Source organism: Sulfitobacter sp. CW3, from assembly GCF_019392245.1.
In the GTDB taxonomy this organism is placed as follows: domain Bacteria; phylum Pseudomonadota; class Alphaproteobacteria; order Rhodobacterales; family Rhodobacteraceae; genus Sulfitobacter.
The window spans coordinates 76783-92428 of the sequence record NZ_JAHXRL010000003.1; the positions used below are offsets into that span (position 1 = coordinate 76783).

Genomic DNA, 15646 nt, shown 5'->3' on the forward strand with positions numbered 1-15646 from the left:
AGCCTGCGATTACCGTTGAGAACTGAGGTAAATCGGGTAACGAAGTGGTGGGGGCTTGACACGGCGTAGTTGTATCCCGCCGCCATACGCGTCGCCGGAGAGATTGAGAGCCACGAGGCGCTAGTGGATATTTTGGCATCTGCCAAGGGCAGATGCGTGCCTCCGGCGGGGATATTTATGAGCCAGAGAAGTCAGGACGGGGTGTTTTGGCGTGCTGTGGCAAGCAGGTTTTCGAGTGTTTCCAGATCACCGATCTGGTTTGCGAAGATCAGCACAAGCCGCGCGTTGAGGGCATGGCTTTCTGCTTCGGTCAGGCCTGCGTGGGTGTCCATCAGCGCGGTGTAAAAACTGTCGGCATCAGGGCCGAGTTTATCTTCAAGTATCATAGCATTGCTCCGAGGGCGCGATCGCGGGCTGCGGTGATTGCGATGGGGTCGGCCGTATCAAAGACGGCGCAGACATGGCCGTCGGGGCGCAGAAGATAGATTTTATCTGTACCATAGCGGGTTTCGATATGCCCGCCTTCGGAGCGGTAGCAGGGGTAGTCGGCGGATTGATTGATGCCAATGCGCGCGATGCCCGCGATATCAGGCAGGTGCAATGCGCTGGCGGTGATAAGGGTAAAGCCGCCGTGCGCCGCGGTCAGCAGCCATGTGGGCCCCTGCGTGTCATAAAGCGGGGCGTCGATCAGCGGTGTGCCGGGCGGTATCGGCGCGGCCCCCGGGGTTTGCAGCGCAGAGGCCGAGAGGTTGCAGGGTTGCGACAACCGGCCCGAGTTGATCAGTTTGCGGGCAAAGGGATGATCCGCTGCTAGGTGAAGGACCTGATCGCGAAACAGTGCCTCGATCGGGGATTTGGGCGTCATGAAGTTGGTGGCGCGTGACGAGTTGAGGATGTTTTCGGCGGAGCCGTGGACCCGTTCGATGTTGTAGGATTCGAGAAGCGGCTTTCCGGCCTTGCCTTGCAAGACGGCGGCGAGCTTCCAGCCCAGATTATCCACGTCTTGGACGCCACCATTGCCGCCACGTGCGCCAAAAGGGCTGACCACATGGGCGCTGTCGCCGACAAAGATCACGCGGTTATGTACAAAGCGGTCCAGCTTGGCGCAGCGGAATTTATAGACGCTCATCCAGTCGAGGCGGAACGGGGTGTCGCCGACGATGGCCTTGATGCGGGGGATGACTTTGGCTTCGGTCGCTTCTTCTTTCGGGTCGGTATCGGGCCCCAGTTGCAGGTCGATCCGGTAGATATTGTCGGGCTGTTTGTGCAGCAGCGCGGATTGGCCGTTATGGAACGGCGGGTTAAACCAGAACCAGCGTTCGGGCGTGTCATGGTTGCCAAAGGGCGAGGTTTCCATTTCCACATCAACGATTAGGAAGTGTTCCTCGAAGGTTTGGCCGTTGAAGGGGAGGTTCATACGTTTGCGCGTGGCCGATCCTGCGCCGTCGCAGGCGAGATAGTAGTCGGCTTCGAGCGTGTAGTCGCCATCGGGGGTGGTGATATCGAGCGTGACATGGTCGCCGTGATCGATGTGACCTGTGACCTTGTTGAGGAAACGCAGGTCGATCAGGTCGGGGAAATCCTGGGCGCGCTCGGCCAGATATTGTTCGACGTAATATTGCTGCAGATTGATGAACGCGGGGTATTTGTGACCCGGTTCCGGTAGCAGATCGAAAGCGTAGACTTGATTTTCACCGTGGAAGTTACGCCCGACTTTCCATGTCACGCCCTTGGCCAGCATCTGTTTGCCAATGCCAAGGCGGTCAAATATCTCTAGGCTTCGCTTGGCCCAGCAGATCGCGCGCGAGCCGATGGACACAACGTTATTGTCATCCAGCACAACCGACGCGGTGCCGCGTTGGGCCAGATCAATGGCCATAGCCAACCCGATGGGGCCTGCGCCGACGATCACGACGGGATGTCGCGGTTCGGGGCGCGTCAGGCCGGCAGGGGGCGTATAGGGGAAGGGCGCGTAATCATATGCCATGGCGCGCTTAGCTTTGCAGCTCTTCCCACATTGCGATGTCTCGTTTGTCGGTCCAGATGCGGGGGTGGCTGATACCGCGCGCTTCGTCATAGGCGCGGGCGACGTTGAAGGGCAGGCAATGTTCGTAGATCGCATAGTCTGCAAATTTCGGATCACATTCGGCGCGCACGGCATCCCATGCGTCTTTCAGCGTGCCGTTACGCGCAGCGACGCGGGCGGCCGGGCGGTAGGTGCTTTCGACGAAATCGCGGGTGTTCTCGATGGCGGCGTTTACCATGTCACGGCCAACCAGCGCGTCACCGCGCCCGGGGGCGATGGCATCTACATCATATGCTTTGATCGCGTCCAGCGTGTTGCCCCAATCGTTGAAATATCCGTCGCCGCAATAGCAGGCCGAGTGGTATTCGACGATATCGCCGGTGAACATGACGTTTTCATCGGGGACATGAACGACGATATCGCCAGCGGTATGGGCGCGGCCCAGATGCATCAGGTCGACGCGGCGGTTGCCGAGATACACGGTCATGCGGTCGTTGAACGTGGTCGTGGGGTAGGTCAGGCCGGGAATGGATTCGTGCCCCTCGAAGAGGCGGGGGAAGCGTTGGAATTCGCTGTCCCAGTCTTCCTGGCCGCGCTCGTTGACCATGCCGCGTGCCATTTCAGACATGATGATCTGGTCTGCGTTGAATGCCGAGGCACCGAGGACGCGCACGGCGTGGTAGTGGGTGAGTGCGACATGCGTGATCGGCTTGTCGGTGACTTCGCGGACCTTTTCGATGACCTTACCGGCCAGACGCGGGGTCGCCTGTGCCTCGATGATCATGACGCTGTCATCACCGATGATCACACCTGAATTTGGGTCGCCTTCGGCGGTGAAAGCCCAGAGGTCTTTGCCGACTTCTGTGAAGGAGATTTTCTTTTCGGTCATGTCCCCTTGGGAGGCGAATTTCTTAGACATCTGTATTCCTTTATCGACTGTCACTGCGCGGGGCGATTGCGGGAGCCTCCGGCGGGAGTTTATTTGGCAAAATGAAGCGGGATTAGGATTGGACTTTGGCAGGTAGGATCGTACCTGAGCACGCGCCAAACCCGATGCGGTAGCCGTCACCTTGGGCGTGGCCGGTTAGGATCATGGTATCGCCGTCCTCGACAAAACTGCGGGTGGTGCCGTCTGACAGGGTGATCGGTTCTTTGCCGCCCCAGCTGAGTTCGAGCAGGCTGCCGCGTTGATCCTTTTCAGTGCCCGAGATGGTGCCGGAGCCGAGCAGATCACCAGCGTTCATGGAGCAGCCAGAGGACGCATGATGTGCCAGTTGTTGCGGCGCGGAATAGTACATTGTGTTGTAGTTGGTCCGCGCGAGGACTTCTTGCGTGCCGCCCTCGGGTTGGATCAATACGCTTAGGTCGATGTCATAGAGCATCGGTTTGGGTTCTTGCAGGTAGGGGAGGAGTTCCTTTTCACGTTCCGGCGTAGAGGTGCGGAATGGTTTAAGCGCTGCGGTTGTCACGATCCAGGGCGAGATCGACGTTGCAAAGGCTTTGGCTTGGAACGGGCCGAGGGGTTGATATTCCCATGCTTGAATGTCGCGGGCGGACCAGTCGTTTAGCAGGACATAGCCAAAGATCATTTCATCCGCTTCGGCCACGCTGATGGTGTCGCCCATGTCGGTCGAGGTCCCGACGATGGCACCCATCTCAAGCTCGATATCTAGGCGCTTGCAGGGACCAAAGGTCGGCGCATCGGCATCGGGCGCTTTTAGTTGGCCGTTGGGGCGGTGGATATCAGTGCCTGAGACAACCACTGTCGAGGCGCGGCCGTTATAGCCGATGGGAATGTGCAGCCAGTTCGGCGGCAGCGCGTTTTCGGCACCGCGGAACATGGTGCCGACGTTGGTGGCGTGGTGACGGCCTGCATAGAAATCGGTGTACTCGGAGACGACCAGTGGCATGTGCAGGCGAATCTCGGCCATGGGCACAAGATGTGGCGCGACTTTGGCTTGATCGGGGCTGCCGGACGCGAGAAGGTCGGTGAGTTGCGACCGCAACTTGGCCCAAGCTTCGGGGCCCAGATCCATCACGTCGTTCCAATAGGGCACGTCAAAGACGGGATCGAAATGCAACAGGATCAGATCTTCGGCCTCGACCGCGGCCATATCCAGTACCATGTCGCCAATCGCGACACCGCAACGTGGTTCAAGGCTGTCCGTCGAGAACACACCGTAGGGCAGGTTATTGAGCGGAAAATCAGTGTCGGCGCTGTTGGCGCTTTCCACCCATGAAGTGAGCAATGTCATAGTCTGTCCTTGAATTAATATGTCTGCGTGACCCTTGGGTCAGTGTCTATTTCTTGCCCGGTGTGCCGTCGAACTTTTTCTCAAGGCTTTCCCAGCAATCGATGTAGTCATCCTGCAGGGGGGCCTCGTTTGCTGCGAATTTAGTGAGGTGCTGCGGGAAGCGGGTTTCGAACATAAACGACATGGTGTTGTCGAGCTTTTCCGCCTTGAGGTCAGCGTTCGACGCACCCTCGAATGCATTTTTGTCGGGGCCGTGGGGCAGCATCATATTGTGCAGCGACATGCCGCCCGGAATGAACCCTTTGGGTTTGGCGTCGTACTGGCCATAGATGTTGCCCATCAGTTCGGACATGACGTTTTTGTGGTACCATGGCGGGCGGAACGTATCCTCGGCGACCATCCAGCGTTCGCGGAACAGTACAAAGTCGATATTCGCGGTGCCTTCGACGCCCGAGGGGGCGGTCAACACGGTAAAGATCGACGGATCGGGATGGTCGAACAGAACCGCGCCGACGGGGCAATAGGTGCGCAGGTCGTATTTGACAGGCGCGTAATTGCCGTGCCACGCGACGACGTCCAGGGGGGAATGGCCGATCGTGGTCTCGTGAAATTGACCGCACCATTTGATTGTGACGGTTGAGGGGGCATCGCGGTCTTCGAACGCGGCGACCGGTGTTTTGAAATCACGGCGGTTGGCCATGCAGTTCGCACCGATGGGGCCACGACCGGGGAGTTCGAATTTCTGACCGTAGTTTTCGCAGACAAAACCGCGCGCTGGGCCTTCAAGCACCTCGACACGGTAGACCAGACCGCGTGGGATGATCGCGATTTCCTTTGGCTCAAGGTCGATCACGCCCAATTCGGTGCAAAACCGCAACCGGCCTTCTTGGGGGACGATTAAAAGCTCGCTGTCGGCGGAATAGAAATAGGCGTCGACCATGCTTTCTGTGACGAGATAGATGTGACTGGCCATGCCGACCTGGGTGTTCACATCACCTGCGGTGGTCATGGTGCGCATACCGGTCAGCCATGTGAGGCTGTCGGTCGAGTGCGGCACCGGATCCCAGCGATACTGGCCAAGGCTGGTCACATCCTGCGGGATATGCGGTGCGGATTTCCAATAGGGCAGATCGATTTTTTCATAACGGTGTGAATGCTTTACCGAGGGGCGGATGCGGTAGCACCATGTGCGTTCGTTCTGGTGGCTGGGGGCAGTGAACGCCGTGCCGGACAGCTGTTCGCCATACAGACCATAGTTGCATTTTTGCGGGCTGTTCATGCCTTGGGGCAGGGCACCGGGCAGCGCTTCGGTTTCGAAATCATTCCCGAAACCGGGCATGTAGCCGATGGTTGTCCCCATCGGGCTGGTGGCCGTGGTCAGGTCGGATGGGGTCACTTGGCGGTTCACGAAAGCCTCCCTTGCATAATCTGTTGCGTTTGTAATAGTTGTTTTTGTAACTAACAAGCGGTACGCTTTCATGTCTGACGATAATTTCGACCTCGCGCAGTTTCTGCCCTATCTTCTGAACCAAGCCGCCGAGGCAAGCAGTCTGGAATTCCAGCAGATCTATAAGGACCGCTATGGGATGCTTAGAACCGAATGGCGGGTGCTGTTTCATCTGGGGCTTTACGGGCGCATGACGGCGAGCGAGATCGGCGCGCGTGCCAATATGCATAAGACCAAGATCAGCCGCGCGGTGCAAAAGCTGACCGAGCGCCGGTTTGTGACCCGTGCCCGCGATGATGCTGACCGCAGGGTCGAACATCTGGCCCTGACGGTGCAGGGGCAGGCGGCGTACGCCGATCTGCATCAGGTTGCCCGGCGCTATGATGGGGATTTGACCGCTGACCTGAGTTCGACCGAGCGGGCAGCGCTGAAAAAGATGCTCTTGAAACTTTCGGTCAAACGTCCTGCGGGCTTTACTTGAGGCTTGCTTGGCGTCACCGATAGCGGATGAATGATCAAGCGCGCGGCCTTTTGATTACCCTGATCGGCATCCTGTGTGTGGTGCCGGATTCGCTGTTTGTGCGGCTGATCGATGCGGCCCCGCTGACCATCGCGTTCTGGCGGCTGGCACTGGCAGGCGGTCTGATTTGCTGTTGGATATTGCTAACCAAAGGGGTGGGGCCGTTTCAGGCGGTGCTGAAAACAGGCCGCTATGGTGTGGTTTACATGGTTGGCACCGGGGCAAGCGGGGTTTTGTTTGTGCTGGCGGTCAGCCTGACATCGGTCGCAAATGTGGTGTTTATTCTGGCCTCACTGCCGGTTTTTGCCGCGGTCTATAGCCGCATCTTTCTGGCCGAGCCGATCAGCCGAAGGATGCTAATCACAATCGCCGCTGTGGCGGTGGGGATTGCGATCATCGCCTATGGGTCGGGTGAGACAGCCCATGCAAGCTTGACCGGTGATCTGCTTGCGCTTGCGGTGTCAGCCTTGTTTGCTGCGGGCCTGACGGCTGCGCGCCATGCAAAGGCCATTTCCATGGTGCCGGGGGTGGGCATGGCTTATCTGATCGTTGCCGCCTTGATCGCGCCGTTTGCGCACCCGCTTGCGATGCCCGCAGACCAAGCACCGCTTGTGCTCAGCCACGGCGTGTTCATCATGTTCAGCTCGATATTCCTCGCGCTCGGCCCGCGCTATATCACGTCGGCTGAGGTCGGATTGCTGGTGTTGCTGGAATCAGTGCTTGCGCCGTTGCTGGTTTGGGCCGTCGTGGGCGAAGACCCGGGTCGCTATGCGTTGATCGGCGGGGCAGTGGTCATTGCAACGCTATTCGCGTCGAACATGATCGCACTGACCCGCCGGAAACGGGTCAGAAGTTGATTTCAACACCCGGCAGCTTGAGCGCTTTCATCAGGTCGCGCAGTTCCTGACGTGCTGCCACGTTCGAGATGTTGAGCTGTTTGACGCCAATGTCTTTGAGGTCGAGAAGGGTCAGCCCGCGCGGGAACAATTCGCGGAAAATGACACGCTCATTAAAGCCGGGCGCAATCCGAAAGCCGATGCGCTTGCTGAGATTAAGGATCGCGCGCTCCATCTTGTCTTTGTTGACCATCCGCTGCGCGCCCATGCGGTTGCGCACAACGATCCAGTCAATCGGGGCAAGCCCGGCTTGCGCGCGCAGTTGCCGCGCATTCCAGACCATTTCGGAATAGACCGAGGGGCCGGTGATTTTGTCGCCAGTCGCATCCGTATGGGCCAGCAGGTCAAAATCGATAAAGCTGTCATTCAGCGGTGTGATCAGGGTATCGGCCAGCGAATGCGCGACCTGGCTTAGCCGTGTGTGCGATCCTGGGCAGTCGATCAGGATGAAATCGCTGACGGGTTCCAGTTCGGCGATGGCGGCGCTGAGACGATGATCATAGATGTTCTCACCGGGTTTGAGGGCCTCGGCCTCGACCTCGGGCAGTTCGTGCATTGACGGCGATGGCAGATCAAGTTCGGCCGACGCAAGAAATGCTTTGCGATTGTCGATATACCGCCCGAAGGTGCGTTGGCGCAGGTCAAGATCCAAGACACTGATCTTGTGACCCATCCGTGCGAGGGCGGTCGCCACATGCATTGAAACGGTTGATTTCCCCGCTCCGCCTTTTTCATTTCCGACGACGATAATATGCGCCATTGCTAGCTGTCCCTTCTACTCCCCCGCTTTTGCCGGGGCCACATTGGGTCGAACCATATGGCAGATATGGTGCTTTTGAAAGGACTAGCGCGCCTAGATTGTGGTTAATGTATCAGGGCTTTGTTGCGGTTCCATCCAGCGGTGGGTTTGCGGGTACGGGGCTTTTGGAGCGTTTGAATAGGCTTAGGCCGAGGCACCCAGATGGCCACGGCACGTTGTGATCATCTGGGTAAGTTCATACCGGTCGCCATAAAGCCGTTTTAACGCAGCGGCCAAAACCAATGCCTGACGATATTGCCTGCTGCGCACGAGGTTCTGGGCGGCTGACAGGTCTTGGGTCCAAAGGTTTTTCTGGCCCGTATGTGTTTGCTTTGGCACGAGGGGCAAACTGCGGATTGCTGATACTTTGTTCGGTTTCTGGGACGGGCGACGGGACAGGCAAGATGTGGTCATCAGCGAACCTTTCTAGGAGTGCTGAGATGAAATTGCCTTGAAATCCTTTTCAAAACCTAAACGCAGCTGCGCTGGTCCCTAAAAATTTTTGCGAGCGCTGTGTTGATCCGTGCGCAGACAGATTGCGCACGGATTGCATCGTCATTTCTGTCCACTTTAACGCGCTGTCAGGAAACGCGTTTTCCGGCGCTCCAGGTTTCTTGCAACACCGGTGTGCCGTCGGTGATGGCAAACCGGATAATATCCGCCCGCTGGCCAATCTTTAGCGTGCCGCGATCGGTCAAATCGACCGCCAGTGCGGGTGCCGCTGTGACCGTCCGCATCCCACGCGCAAGGTTTCCCCAGATATCGCCAAGCTGGACTGCCGCCATGAGCAAACCCGCAGGCACATAATCCGACGACAAGATGTCCAGCCGGTCCATCTCCGCCAGATCAGCCGCAGCCACGTTACCAGAGTGAGACCCGCCGCGGATCAGATTGGGGGCCCCCATGATCGTCGCAATGCCTTGGGCATGACAGGCATCCGCCGCGGCGACGGTCGTCGGGAACTCGGCGACCCGCACGCCGTAAGAATGGCTGGTGGCTACCTGGTCTGTGGTGGTGTCATCGTGGCTGGCCAAGGTCGCACCCAGCCGCTTGGCGGCGGCCACCGTCGCAGCCTCGTGTTTTGTGCCAAGGCGTGCCTGAAGCTCGTAGAGAAACTCAACATAGGCACCCCATTGTTCATCCGAGTAAGACCGTTTTCCACGGATATAGGTCTCGAATTTAGAGATATCTACAAATTGGCGCTGCCCCGGCGTGTGATCCATCATCGACACGATCCCGATGCGATCCTCGGTCGAGAATTCATCAAGCTCTTCGATCAGGGTTTCGGAACACACCTCGGCGCGCAAATGGATGTGGTGGCTGATCCGCAAAAGACCCGCAGCGCGGGCACCCATGATCTCGTCCGTCATTTGGCGGGCATATTTTGGATAACCCGACCCCGCATCCGACACGATTGACCCGACGCGGATCGCATCGAATACCGTGGTGATACCGGCACCGGCCAATTCGCGATCATGGGCCAGAATAGCCGCGCGAAAAGGCCAGCTTACTTTCGGACGCGGTTCCAGATGACGCTCAACATTGTCGGTGTGCAGTTCCACCAGACCGGGCGACAGGTAATCACCTTGCAGGTCGATTGCACCGTTTGGCACGCTGGCACCTTGGGCGATGTCTGTGATGACGCCGTCCGTCACAACCAAAGAGCCTGCAAGCACTTCGTCGTTCAAGATCAGGCGGGCATTTGCGAAAATAGTCTGGTCTGTCATCTGGTTGTCACGCTGATTTGGCAGATGAATGCATCTGCGGAGGGAAAAAATAATTAAATGATATGCCGTCTTCCACACGCCAGCCGGACGCCGGAACCGCTGTGGAAGGCTTGCACGATTTTGCTGTGGTTACGGGGGCAGTGAATGGCCGGTTTTGCGTATCCTTGACGCTGTTTGTCATCAAATCCATCGCTAGGCCCTGACCGGATAAAGACGGTCACGAATATCCTGTACCGTCATGTTCAGTGCGCGGCTGTTGTCGATGTTGTGGACCTGAAGATTGGCGGGCAAGGCGGGCACCACACGGTCAAGCCGGGCTGAAATTTGCGCGTCAGTTTCGCGGCCACGTCCGGCAAGGCGCGCGGCAAGAACATCACGTGTAGCGGTCAGGTTGATCACATCAAACCGGGAAAAATCGGCCTGCGCCTGAGGCAAAACAGACCGCGACAGGTTCGCCAGCACGTCTTTGCCTTGGGCTAAACTGTCGTCGACAGATCGTAAAATGCCATAGCGTAGCCCGTGGGCCGACCAATGCAGGGCAAAGTCTCCGGCCTCGGCGCGCTGCTGAAACTCAGCCTCGCTTACGCCATCAAAAGCTTCGCCGCCTGCGTCGCTGGGCCGTGTAATCACACGACGCGCAAGAACGATACGCGGCTCGGCTGCGGCCATGGCCTCCATCACGCTGTCCTTGCCCACGCCGGACGGGCCAACAATAGCGATGAAGCGCCCCATCATGCGGCAAGCCCCGGTGTGAATTCGGTCACGTCAAACTGACGGTCGCAGATTTCATCGCGGGCGGCGTGGTCGTGGAATATCCCGATGATAGCGGCACCACGGGCTTTGGCCTCGCTGATCATGGCAAGCACGGTCGCACGATTGGTCGGATCAAGGCTGGCCGTGGGTTCATCCAGCAAAAGCGCCGGATAAGGAAAGGCAAAGCCACGTGCGATGTTGACGCGCTGTTGTTCACCGCCGGAAAAGGTTGTCGGGCTAAGCTGCCAAAGCCGCTGGGGGATGTTCAGCCGTGCAAGCAAGTCTTGGGCTTGGGATTTGGCTGCGTCATGGGGCGTTCCCGTGGCAAGCAGCGGTTCGGCCACCACATCCAGCGTCGAAACACGCGGTACAACCCGCAAAAACTGGCTGACATATCCAAGCCTGTCGCGGCGCAACTGGATGATTTCGCGCGGGGCGGCGGTGGCGACATCCACATCGCCCACCATTATTCGGCCCGATGCGGTCAGGTAATTGCCATAGATCATCCGCATGAGCGTGGATTTCCCCGCGCCGGATGCGCCAACCAAGGCAACGCATTCCCCTGCTGCGACAGTAAGGGAGGCCCCCTCCATCACCGAAATTTCAGCGGCCCCCTGATTGTGTAGCACAAAGGATTTTGAGACATTTTCAATAGAAATCATAGGTTCACACCTGCAAGACAGAGGATACAAGAAGCTGGGTATAGGCGTGCTGCGGATCGTCCAGCACCTGATCGGTCAACCCCGTCTCGATGACATGGCCGTCTTTCATTACCATCAGCCGGTCCGCCAAAAGCCGCACAACGGCAAGGTCATGGGTGACGATAATCGCGCTCAGGTTCATCTCGCGCACAAGGCCGCGCAGCAAATCCAAAAGGCGTGCTTGTACGGACACATCAAGCCCGCCGGTGGGTTCGTCCATGAACACCAGTCGCGGACCCGTCACCAGATTACGCGCGATTTGCAGACGTTGCTGCATCCCGCCGGAAAAGGCTGTAGGGCGGTCATCAATCCGGTCTTCGGTGATTTCGACACGCCCCAGCCAATCGATGGCCTCGGCGCGAATGTCGCCATAGTGACGCGCATTCACCGCCATCAGCCGTTCACCGACATTGCCGCCGGCGCTGACATTCATCCGCAGCCCGTCACGGGCATGTTGATGTACAAAGGCCCAGTCGGTACGCCCCAGCATCCGCCGTTCAGGTTCGGACATGGTGATCGTATCGCGCAGCCCATCGGCACGGGTGTCAAAGCGCACCGCGCCGCGATCCGGCGTCAGATGCCCTGCCAGACAATTCAGCAAGGTGGATTTGCCCGAGCCGCTTTCGCCCACGATGCCCATGACTTCGCCGGGATAAAGATCAAACGACACATCCGTGCAGCCGATCCGGGCACCATAGAGTTTCGCGATGTTTTCAACCTGCAACAGCGGGGTCATGCCGCGTCCTCCTTGTATGGCACACCTTGCGCGCCCACGTGCCCGTCTTTGCGGCGGCTCGTGCAGTAATCGGTGTCCGAGCACATGAACATGCGCCCGCCTGCGTCATCCACGATCAACTCGTCCAGATAGCTGTCGGTCGCACCGCATAGGTCACAGGCGTGGTCGGCTTTGGTCGGCTGAAACGGGTAGTCGTCAAAATCAAGGCTAACGACCTGCGTATAGGGTGGGATCGCATAAATGCGCTGTTCACGCCCCGCGCCGAAAAGCTGGATACCCGCCATTTCCAGCTTGGGGTTGTCGAACTTGGGGATCGGGGACGGGTCCATGACATAGCGTCCCTCGACCTTCACGGGATAGGCATAGGCCGTCGCGATATCACCATGCTGGCTGATGTCTTCGTACAGCTTCACATGCATCAACCCGTATTCCTCAAGGGCGTGCATCTTGCGGGTTTCAACCTCGGACGGTTCAAGAAAACGCAAGGGTTCGGGGATAGGTACTTGGTACACAAGGATCTGGTCGGCGCGCAGTTCTTCCTCGGGGATGCGGTGGCGGGTCTGAATCACGCTGGCCTGTGATGTGGCTTCGGTGACAGCCACCCCTGCGGTCTTTTGAAAGAACCGCCGGATCGACACAGCGTTGGTCGTGTCATCTGCGCCTTGGTCGATAACCTTGAAGGTATCATCGGGCGTCAGCACCGCTGCCGATACCTGCACACCGCCTGTGCCCCAGCCATAGGGCATCGGCATTTCGCGGCTGGCAAATGGCACCTGATAACCGGGGATCGCCAACCCCTTGAGGATCGCACGACGGATCATGCGTTTGGTCTGTTCATCGAGATAGGCAAAGTTGTAGTCGCTCATTCCGCTGCCTCCCGGCTGATGTTGTCCTGCGCTTCGCGGCGCAGCTTGCGGATCAGTTCCAATTCGGATTGGAAATCGACGTAATGGGGCAGTTTGATATGCTCCAGAAATCCCGTCGCCTGAATATTATCGCTATGATACAGCACAAATTCCTCGTCCTGCGCCGGTGCGCCAAGGTTGTCTTCGCCCAGCTCTTTCCAGCGCAATGCACGGTCCACCAAGGCCATGGAAATCGCCTTGCGTTCGGTCATGCCAAACACCAGCCCATAGCCCCGCGTGAACTGCGGCGGTTGCGTTTTTGAGCCTTGAAACTGGTTCACTGTTTCGCATTCCGTCACGGTGATCTCGCCAATCTCGATGGCAAAGCCCAGTTCGGGGATATCCATTTCGACCGCTACGGCACCGATGCGCAATTCAGCGACAAAAGCGTGGTTGCGCGCATAGCCGCGCTGCGTGGAATAGGCCATGCCGAGGATAAATCCTTCGTCCCCGCGGGTCAGGGATTGCAGGCGCAAGGCGCGGCTGGCGGGTAATTCCAACGGGGTGCGGGTCAAGTCGTCAGGCACAGCTTCGCCCGTAGGCTCGGTCTGGATCAATTGCTCGCGGTCCAGAAACGACATGATATGCGGCGTCGGAGCCTGAGATGGCGCGGCCGTCGGCGCATCTGCTGCCTCACCATCGGCGGCCAGCTTGAAGTCAAGCAGCCGGTGGGTGTAGTCGAATGTCGGCCCTAAAATTTGCCCACCCGGCGCGTCCTTGAACGTTGCCGAGACGCGCCGGTCGCATTGCATGTTCTGGGTTTCGATCGGGTTCGACCCGCCAAAACGCGGCAGCGTTGTGCGGTAGGCACGGATAAGAAAGATCGCTTCGATCAGATCACCACGTGCCTGTTTGATCGCAAGGGCGGCGAGGTGAGGATCATATAGCGACCCTTCGGCCATGACGCGGTTAACAGCGAGCGACATTTGCTCGCGGATTTGGGCGACGCTCAGCTCGGGGATGTCAGTATCGCCGCGCCTTTCCTCGGCCAGCCAAGCGTGGGCGTTATCAATAGCGCGCTCGCCGCCCTTTACAGCAACATACATCAGGACACCTTTGTCGTGCGTGGCAGCGCCGCAAGACGGTCTGCACAAGTGAATATGAAATCTAATCCCAGAGGGAACAGCGCTGCGTTGTTTTGAAACGCTCGCGTTTCCGGCAGGGACAACGCGGCACGGTCCTTGATGCCCGGACCACGCAAGGCAGCCCCTTCATTTGACAGGGTCAGGCTTTCGACAATCAATGTGGCTGATCTGTCGGGGTATTCGGCAGTGCCAGTCGAAAAATCCGCCAATGGCAGGTCGTCCCACGCGCCGAGCGCAAACATCGCATCCTGCGGCTGGGCAAAGGGCGCACCAGTGTGAAAGGTGATCCAGTCACGCAGCTGCGGCGTGTCATGGCCCGGGGCAAGATAGATCGGCGTTTCGGGATCACAAAGGGTCAGTATCACAACACCCGCGGCCGCGCTAAGCGGCAAAGGAGGTTGCGCGCCGGTCACGCTGACGATCTCGCCGGGGCGTGCCATTGCAGTCATCACCGCACGAAAAGCATGGGATGCATCGATAGGAAGATCGGTAAAACCACCTTCAAGAATTTGCGTCTGCATCAGTCTTCCCCCCGCACCATCGTAAAGAAATCGACCTTGGTTGCGGCGGCCTTGGCTGCGCGGTCGGTCGCGCCTTGCTTTAGTCCATCGCGCAACGGGGCCAACAAAGCGGTGTCGATTGCAGCGGCCATTTTGGTCTGCATCAGCGCATCAACGAGCGCTGCGTGAAGCGCGTGACCCTTGTCGCGGCCTTGAACATAGCCATGTCCAACGGTCCCATCGGACAGCTTTACGGAGGCCCGGGTGACTGTCATCTCGCCCAGGTTAAACGCCGCGCCGACGGCACCCGCCCGACCGCGCACCATGACGCCGCCAATCTCGGGGCTGCGCAAAACCGTGTGGACAGGTTCTATGCTCAAGTCCGTCCATAGCTTTGACAGCTTGGCTGCCGGTGACTTGGCCAGCAGGCTTAGCCAGTCTTTTCGCTTGGCATTTGGATCGCTCATCATATTCATCTAGACACCTTCTGAAGTTGTATATACAACTAGACAAATACTAACTGGTGACCCGAACTCTGCCAATCCCTCAAAGTGTGAAGTTTTAATGACATGACACCCCGCACTCCGATCTGGAAAGCCATTGCCACATCCGTGCGCCGCGACATTGCCGAAGGTGTTTACCAGCAGGGCGACAAGCTGCCGACCGAGGCGGTTCTGGCCGCGCGCTTTGGGGTGAACCGCCACACGGTGCGCCAGGCGTTGGGCGCGTTGGCAGATGAAGGTATCGTTCACGCCAGACGCGGTGCCGGGGTTTTTGTAACGACGCCGCCAACCGATTATCCCATCGGTCGCCGTGTCCGGTTTCACCAGAATCTGACCGCCGCAGGCCGCACACCGGCAAAAAAGGTTCTTTTGTTGGAAACCCGCGTCGCACATGCATCCGAGGCCGAAGCGCTGCAGCTTGAAAGCGGCGCAAAGGTACATGTCTATGAGGGCCTGTCGCTGATGGAGAATCGACCGATCGCATTGTTTCGTAGCGTTTTTCCCGCCGCGCGGTTCCCCGACCTGTTGACCCACCTGCGCGCAGATCCATCTGTGACGGCGGCGTTGGCGCGGTCCGGGGTGGATGACTATACGCGGGCCTCGACACGGGTGAATGCAAAGCTCGCGACAGCGACGCAGGCGCTTCACCTGCGAATCGCTGAGCACGCGCCAATCCTGCGCACGATCAGCGTGAATGCGGCCGCTGATGGCTGCCCGATCGAAGTCGGGCGCACGTGGTTTGCCGGAGACGTGGTCACGCTGACGCTTTCGGACGCTTAGGGCCGCGCGCCAA

18 protein-coding genes are annotated in these 15646 nt (G+C 58.6%); 3 read left to right on the forward strand and 15 right to left on the reverse strand.

Annotated elements, in window-relative coordinates; genetic code table 11:
- Positions 1-191: 191 nt before the first annotated feature.
- From KZZ06_RS07110 to hmgA, 5 genes are all read right to left on the reverse strand, one after another.
- Positions 192-386 (reverse strand): DUF2783 domain-containing protein, encoded by a 195-nt coding sequence (locus KZZ06_RS07110; protein WP_219579367.1) that lies wholly within the window; start codon positions 384-386, stop codon positions 192-194.
- The gene (locus KZZ06_RS07115) at positions 383-1987 is read right to left on the reverse strand and encodes an FAD-dependent oxidoreductase (RefSeq protein ID WP_219579368.1); all 1605 of its coding nucleotides are present in this window, start codon (positions 1985-1987) and stop codon (positions 383-385) included. Before KZZ06_RS07115 ends, KZZ06_RS07110 begins: the two co-directional genes overlap by 4 nt.
- Before the next feature lie 7 nt (positions 1988-1994).
- The gene (locus KZZ06_RS07120) at positions 1995-2945 is read right to left on the reverse strand and encodes an MBL fold metallo-hydrolase (RefSeq protein ID WP_219579369.1); all 951 of its coding nucleotides are present in this window, start codon (positions 2943-2945) and stop codon (positions 1995-1997) included.
- An 82-nt stretch (positions 2946-3027) separates the two neighbouring features.
- Complete coding sequence (fahA, locus tag KZZ06_RS07125) at positions 3028-4281, reverse strand: fumarylacetoacetase (RefSeq protein ID WP_219579370.1); 1254 nt, start codon at positions 4279-4281, stop codon at positions 3028-3030.
- Positions 4282-4327: 46 nt separating this feature from the next.
- Positions 4328-5641: a homogentisate 1,2-dioxygenase gene (gene hmgA / locus KZZ06_RS07130; protein ID WP_219579891.1), complete on the reverse strand. Its 1314-nt coding sequence runs from the start codon at positions 5639-5641 to the stop codon at positions 4328-4330.
- A 118-nt stretch (positions 5642-5759) separates the two neighbouring features.
- Between hmgA and KZZ06_RS07135 the strand changes: the two genes are divergently transcribed.
- Both KZZ06_RS07135 and KZZ06_RS07140 read left to right on the forward strand, forming a co-directional pair.
- Positions 5760-6209, forward strand: a complete 450-nt coding sequence (locus KZZ06_RS07135) for a MarR family winged helix-turn-helix transcriptional regulator (RefSeq protein ID WP_219579371.1) — start codon at positions 5760-5762, stop codon at positions 6207-6209.
- A gap of 26 nt (positions 6210-6235) precedes the next feature.
- Positions 6236-7105: a DMT family transporter gene (locus KZZ06_RS07140; protein ID WP_219579372.1), complete on the forward strand. Its 870-nt coding sequence runs from the start codon at positions 6236-6238 to the stop codon at positions 7103-7105.
- On the opposite strand, the gene KZZ06_RS07145 is transcribed toward KZZ06_RS07140, so the two are convergent.
- From KZZ06_RS07145 to phnG, 10 genes are all read right to left on the reverse strand, one after another.
- Complete coding sequence (locus KZZ06_RS07145; RefSeq protein WP_219579373.1) at positions 7095-7904, reverse strand: division plane positioning ATPase MipZ; 810 nt, start codon at positions 7902-7904, stop codon at positions 7095-7097. The two genes, KZZ06_RS07140 and KZZ06_RS07145, sit on opposite strands and share 11 nt — an antisense overlap.
- Positions 7905-8087: 183 nt before the next feature.
- Complete coding sequence (locus KZZ06_RS07150; protein ID WP_219579374.1) at positions 8088-8357, reverse strand: hypothetical protein; 270 nt, start codon at positions 8355-8357, stop codon at positions 8088-8090.
- A 167-nt stretch (positions 8358-8524) separates the two neighbouring features.
- A complete protein-coding gene (locus KZZ06_RS07155) occupies positions 8525-9670 on the reverse strand; it encodes an alpha-D-ribose 1-methylphosphonate 5-triphosphate diphosphatase (protein ID WP_219579375.1) in 1146 nt (381 codons plus the stop codon).
- Between the two features lie 192 nt (positions 9671-9862).
- Positions 9863-10405, reverse strand: coding sequence for a phosphonate metabolism protein/1,5-bisphosphokinase (PRPP-forming) PhnN (gene phnN, locus KZZ06_RS07160; RefSeq protein WP_219579376.1), 543 nt, complete (start codon positions 10403-10405; stop codon positions 9863-9865).
- Positions 10402-11085 carry a phosphonate C-P lyase system protein PhnL gene (gene phnL, locus KZZ06_RS07165; RefSeq protein WP_219579377.1) on the reverse strand — a complete coding sequence of 228 codons (684 nt, stop codon included), beginning with the start codon at positions 11083-11085 and terminating at the stop codon, positions 10402-10404. Before phnL ends, phnN begins: the two co-directional genes overlap by 4 nt.
- Positions 11086-11089: 4 nt before the next feature.
- Positions 11090-11860 (reverse strand): phosphonate C-P lyase system protein PhnK, encoded by a 771-nt coding sequence (gene phnK, locus KZZ06_RS07170; RefSeq protein WP_219579378.1) that lies wholly within the window; start codon positions 11858-11860, stop codon positions 11090-11092.
- Positions 11857-12726 (reverse strand): alpha-D-ribose 1-methylphosphonate 5-phosphate C-P-lyase PhnJ, encoded by an 870-nt coding sequence (locus tag KZZ06_RS07175; protein WP_219579379.1) that lies wholly within the window; start codon positions 12724-12726, stop codon positions 11857-11859. Before KZZ06_RS07175 ends, phnK begins: the two co-directional genes overlap by 4 nt.
- Positions 12723-13811, reverse strand: coding sequence for a carbon-phosphorus lyase complex subunit PhnI (locus tag KZZ06_RS07180; protein ID WP_219579380.1), 1089 nt, complete (start codon positions 13809-13811; stop codon positions 12723-12725). The genes KZZ06_RS07175 and KZZ06_RS07180 overlap by 4 nt, the downstream gene beginning before the upstream one ends.
- Positions 13811-14371: a phosphonate C-P lyase system protein PhnH gene (phnH, locus tag KZZ06_RS07185; protein ID WP_219579381.1), complete on the reverse strand. Its 561-nt coding sequence runs from the start codon at positions 14369-14371 to the stop codon at positions 13811-13813. The genes KZZ06_RS07180 and phnH overlap by 1 nt, the downstream gene beginning before the upstream one ends.
- Complete coding sequence (gene phnG, locus KZZ06_RS07190) at positions 14371-14826, reverse strand: phosphonate C-P lyase system protein PhnG (protein ID WP_219579382.1); 456 nt, start codon at positions 14824-14826, stop codon at positions 14371-14373. Before phnG ends, phnH begins: the two co-directional genes overlap by 1 nt.
- Before the next feature lie 93 nt (positions 14827-14919).
- Here phnG and phnF point away from each other — a divergent pair, with 93 nt between their 5' ends.
- The gene (phnF, locus tag KZZ06_RS07195; protein WP_219579383.1) at positions 14920-15633 is read left to right on the forward strand and encodes a phosphonate metabolism transcriptional regulator PhnF; all 714 of its coding nucleotides are present in this window, start codon (positions 14920-14922) and stop codon (positions 15631-15633) included.
- The last annotated feature ends 13 nt before the right edge of the window (positions 15634-15646 follow it).

Excerpts from the sequence above, each read along its gene's own strand:
- phnF (WP_219579383.1), top strand. The coding sequence starts at position 14,920 with ATGACACCCCGCACTCCGATCTGGAAAGCCATTGCCACATCCGTGCGC.
- KZZ06_RS07155 (WP_219579375.1), bottom strand. The coding sequence starts at position 9,670 with ATGACAGACCAGACTATTTTCGCAAATGCCCGCCTGATCTTGAACGAC.
- phnN (WP_219579376.1), bottom strand. The coding sequence starts at position 10,405 with ATGATGGGGCGCTTCATCGCTATTGTTGGCCCGTCCGGCGTGGGCAAG.
- KZZ06_RS07175 (WP_219579379.1), bottom strand. The coding sequence starts at position 12,726 with ATGAGCGACTACAACTTTGCCTATCTCGATGAACAGACCAAACGCATG.
- KZZ06_RS07180 (WP_219579380.1), bottom strand. The coding sequence starts at position 13,811 with ATGTATGTTGCTGTAAAGGGCGGCGAGCGCGCTATTGATAACGCCCAC.
- KZZ06_RS07110 (WP_219579367.1), bottom strand. The coding sequence starts at position 386 with ATGATACTTGAAGATAAACTCGGCCCTGATGCCGACAGTTTTTACACC.
- phnG (WP_219579382.1), bottom strand. The coding sequence starts at position 14,826 with ATGAATATGATGAGCGATCCAAATGCCAAGCGAAAAGACTGGCTAAGC.
- KZZ06_RS07115 (WP_219579368.1), bottom strand. The coding sequence starts at position 1,987 with ATGGCATATGATTACGCGCCCTTCCCCTATACGCCCCCTGCCGGCCTG.
- phnH (WP_219579381.1), bottom strand. The coding sequence starts at position 14,371 with ATGCAGACGCAAATTCTTGAAGGTGGTTTTACCGATCTTCCTATCGAT.
- fahA (WP_219579370.1), bottom strand. The coding sequence starts at position 4,281 with ATGACATTGCTCACTTCATGGGTGGAAAGCGCCAACAGCGCCGACACT.
- KZZ06_RS07135 (WP_219579371.1), top strand. The coding sequence starts at position 5,760 with ATGTCTGACGATAATTTCGACCTCGCGCAGTTTCTGCCCTATCTTCTG.
- KZZ06_RS07120 (WP_219579369.1), bottom strand. The coding sequence starts at position 2,945 with ATGTCTAAGAAATTCGCCTCCCAAGGGGACATGACCGAAAAGAAAATC.
- KZZ06_RS07150 (WP_219579374.1), bottom strand. The coding sequence starts at position 8,357 with ATGACCACATCTTGCCTGTCCCGTCGCCCGTCCCAGAAACCGAACAAA.
- phnK (WP_219579378.1), bottom strand. The coding sequence starts at position 11,860 with ATGACCCCGCTGTTGCAGGTTGAAAACATCGCGAAACTCTATGGTGCC.
- phnL (WP_219579377.1), bottom strand. The coding sequence starts at position 11,085 with ATGATTTCTATTGAAAATGTCTCAAAATCCTTTGTGCTACACAATCAG.
- hmgA (WP_219579891.1), bottom strand. The coding sequence starts at position 5,641 with ATGGGGACAACCATCGGCTACATGCCCGGTTTCGGGAATGATTTCGAA.
- KZZ06_RS07145 (WP_219579373.1), bottom strand. The coding sequence starts at position 7,904 with ATGGCGCATATTATCGTCGTCGGAAATGAAAAAGGCGGAGCGGGGAAA.
- KZZ06_RS07140 (WP_219579372.1), top strand. The coding sequence starts at position 6,236 with ATGAATGATCAAGCGCGCGGCCTTTTGATTACCCTGATCGGCATCCTG.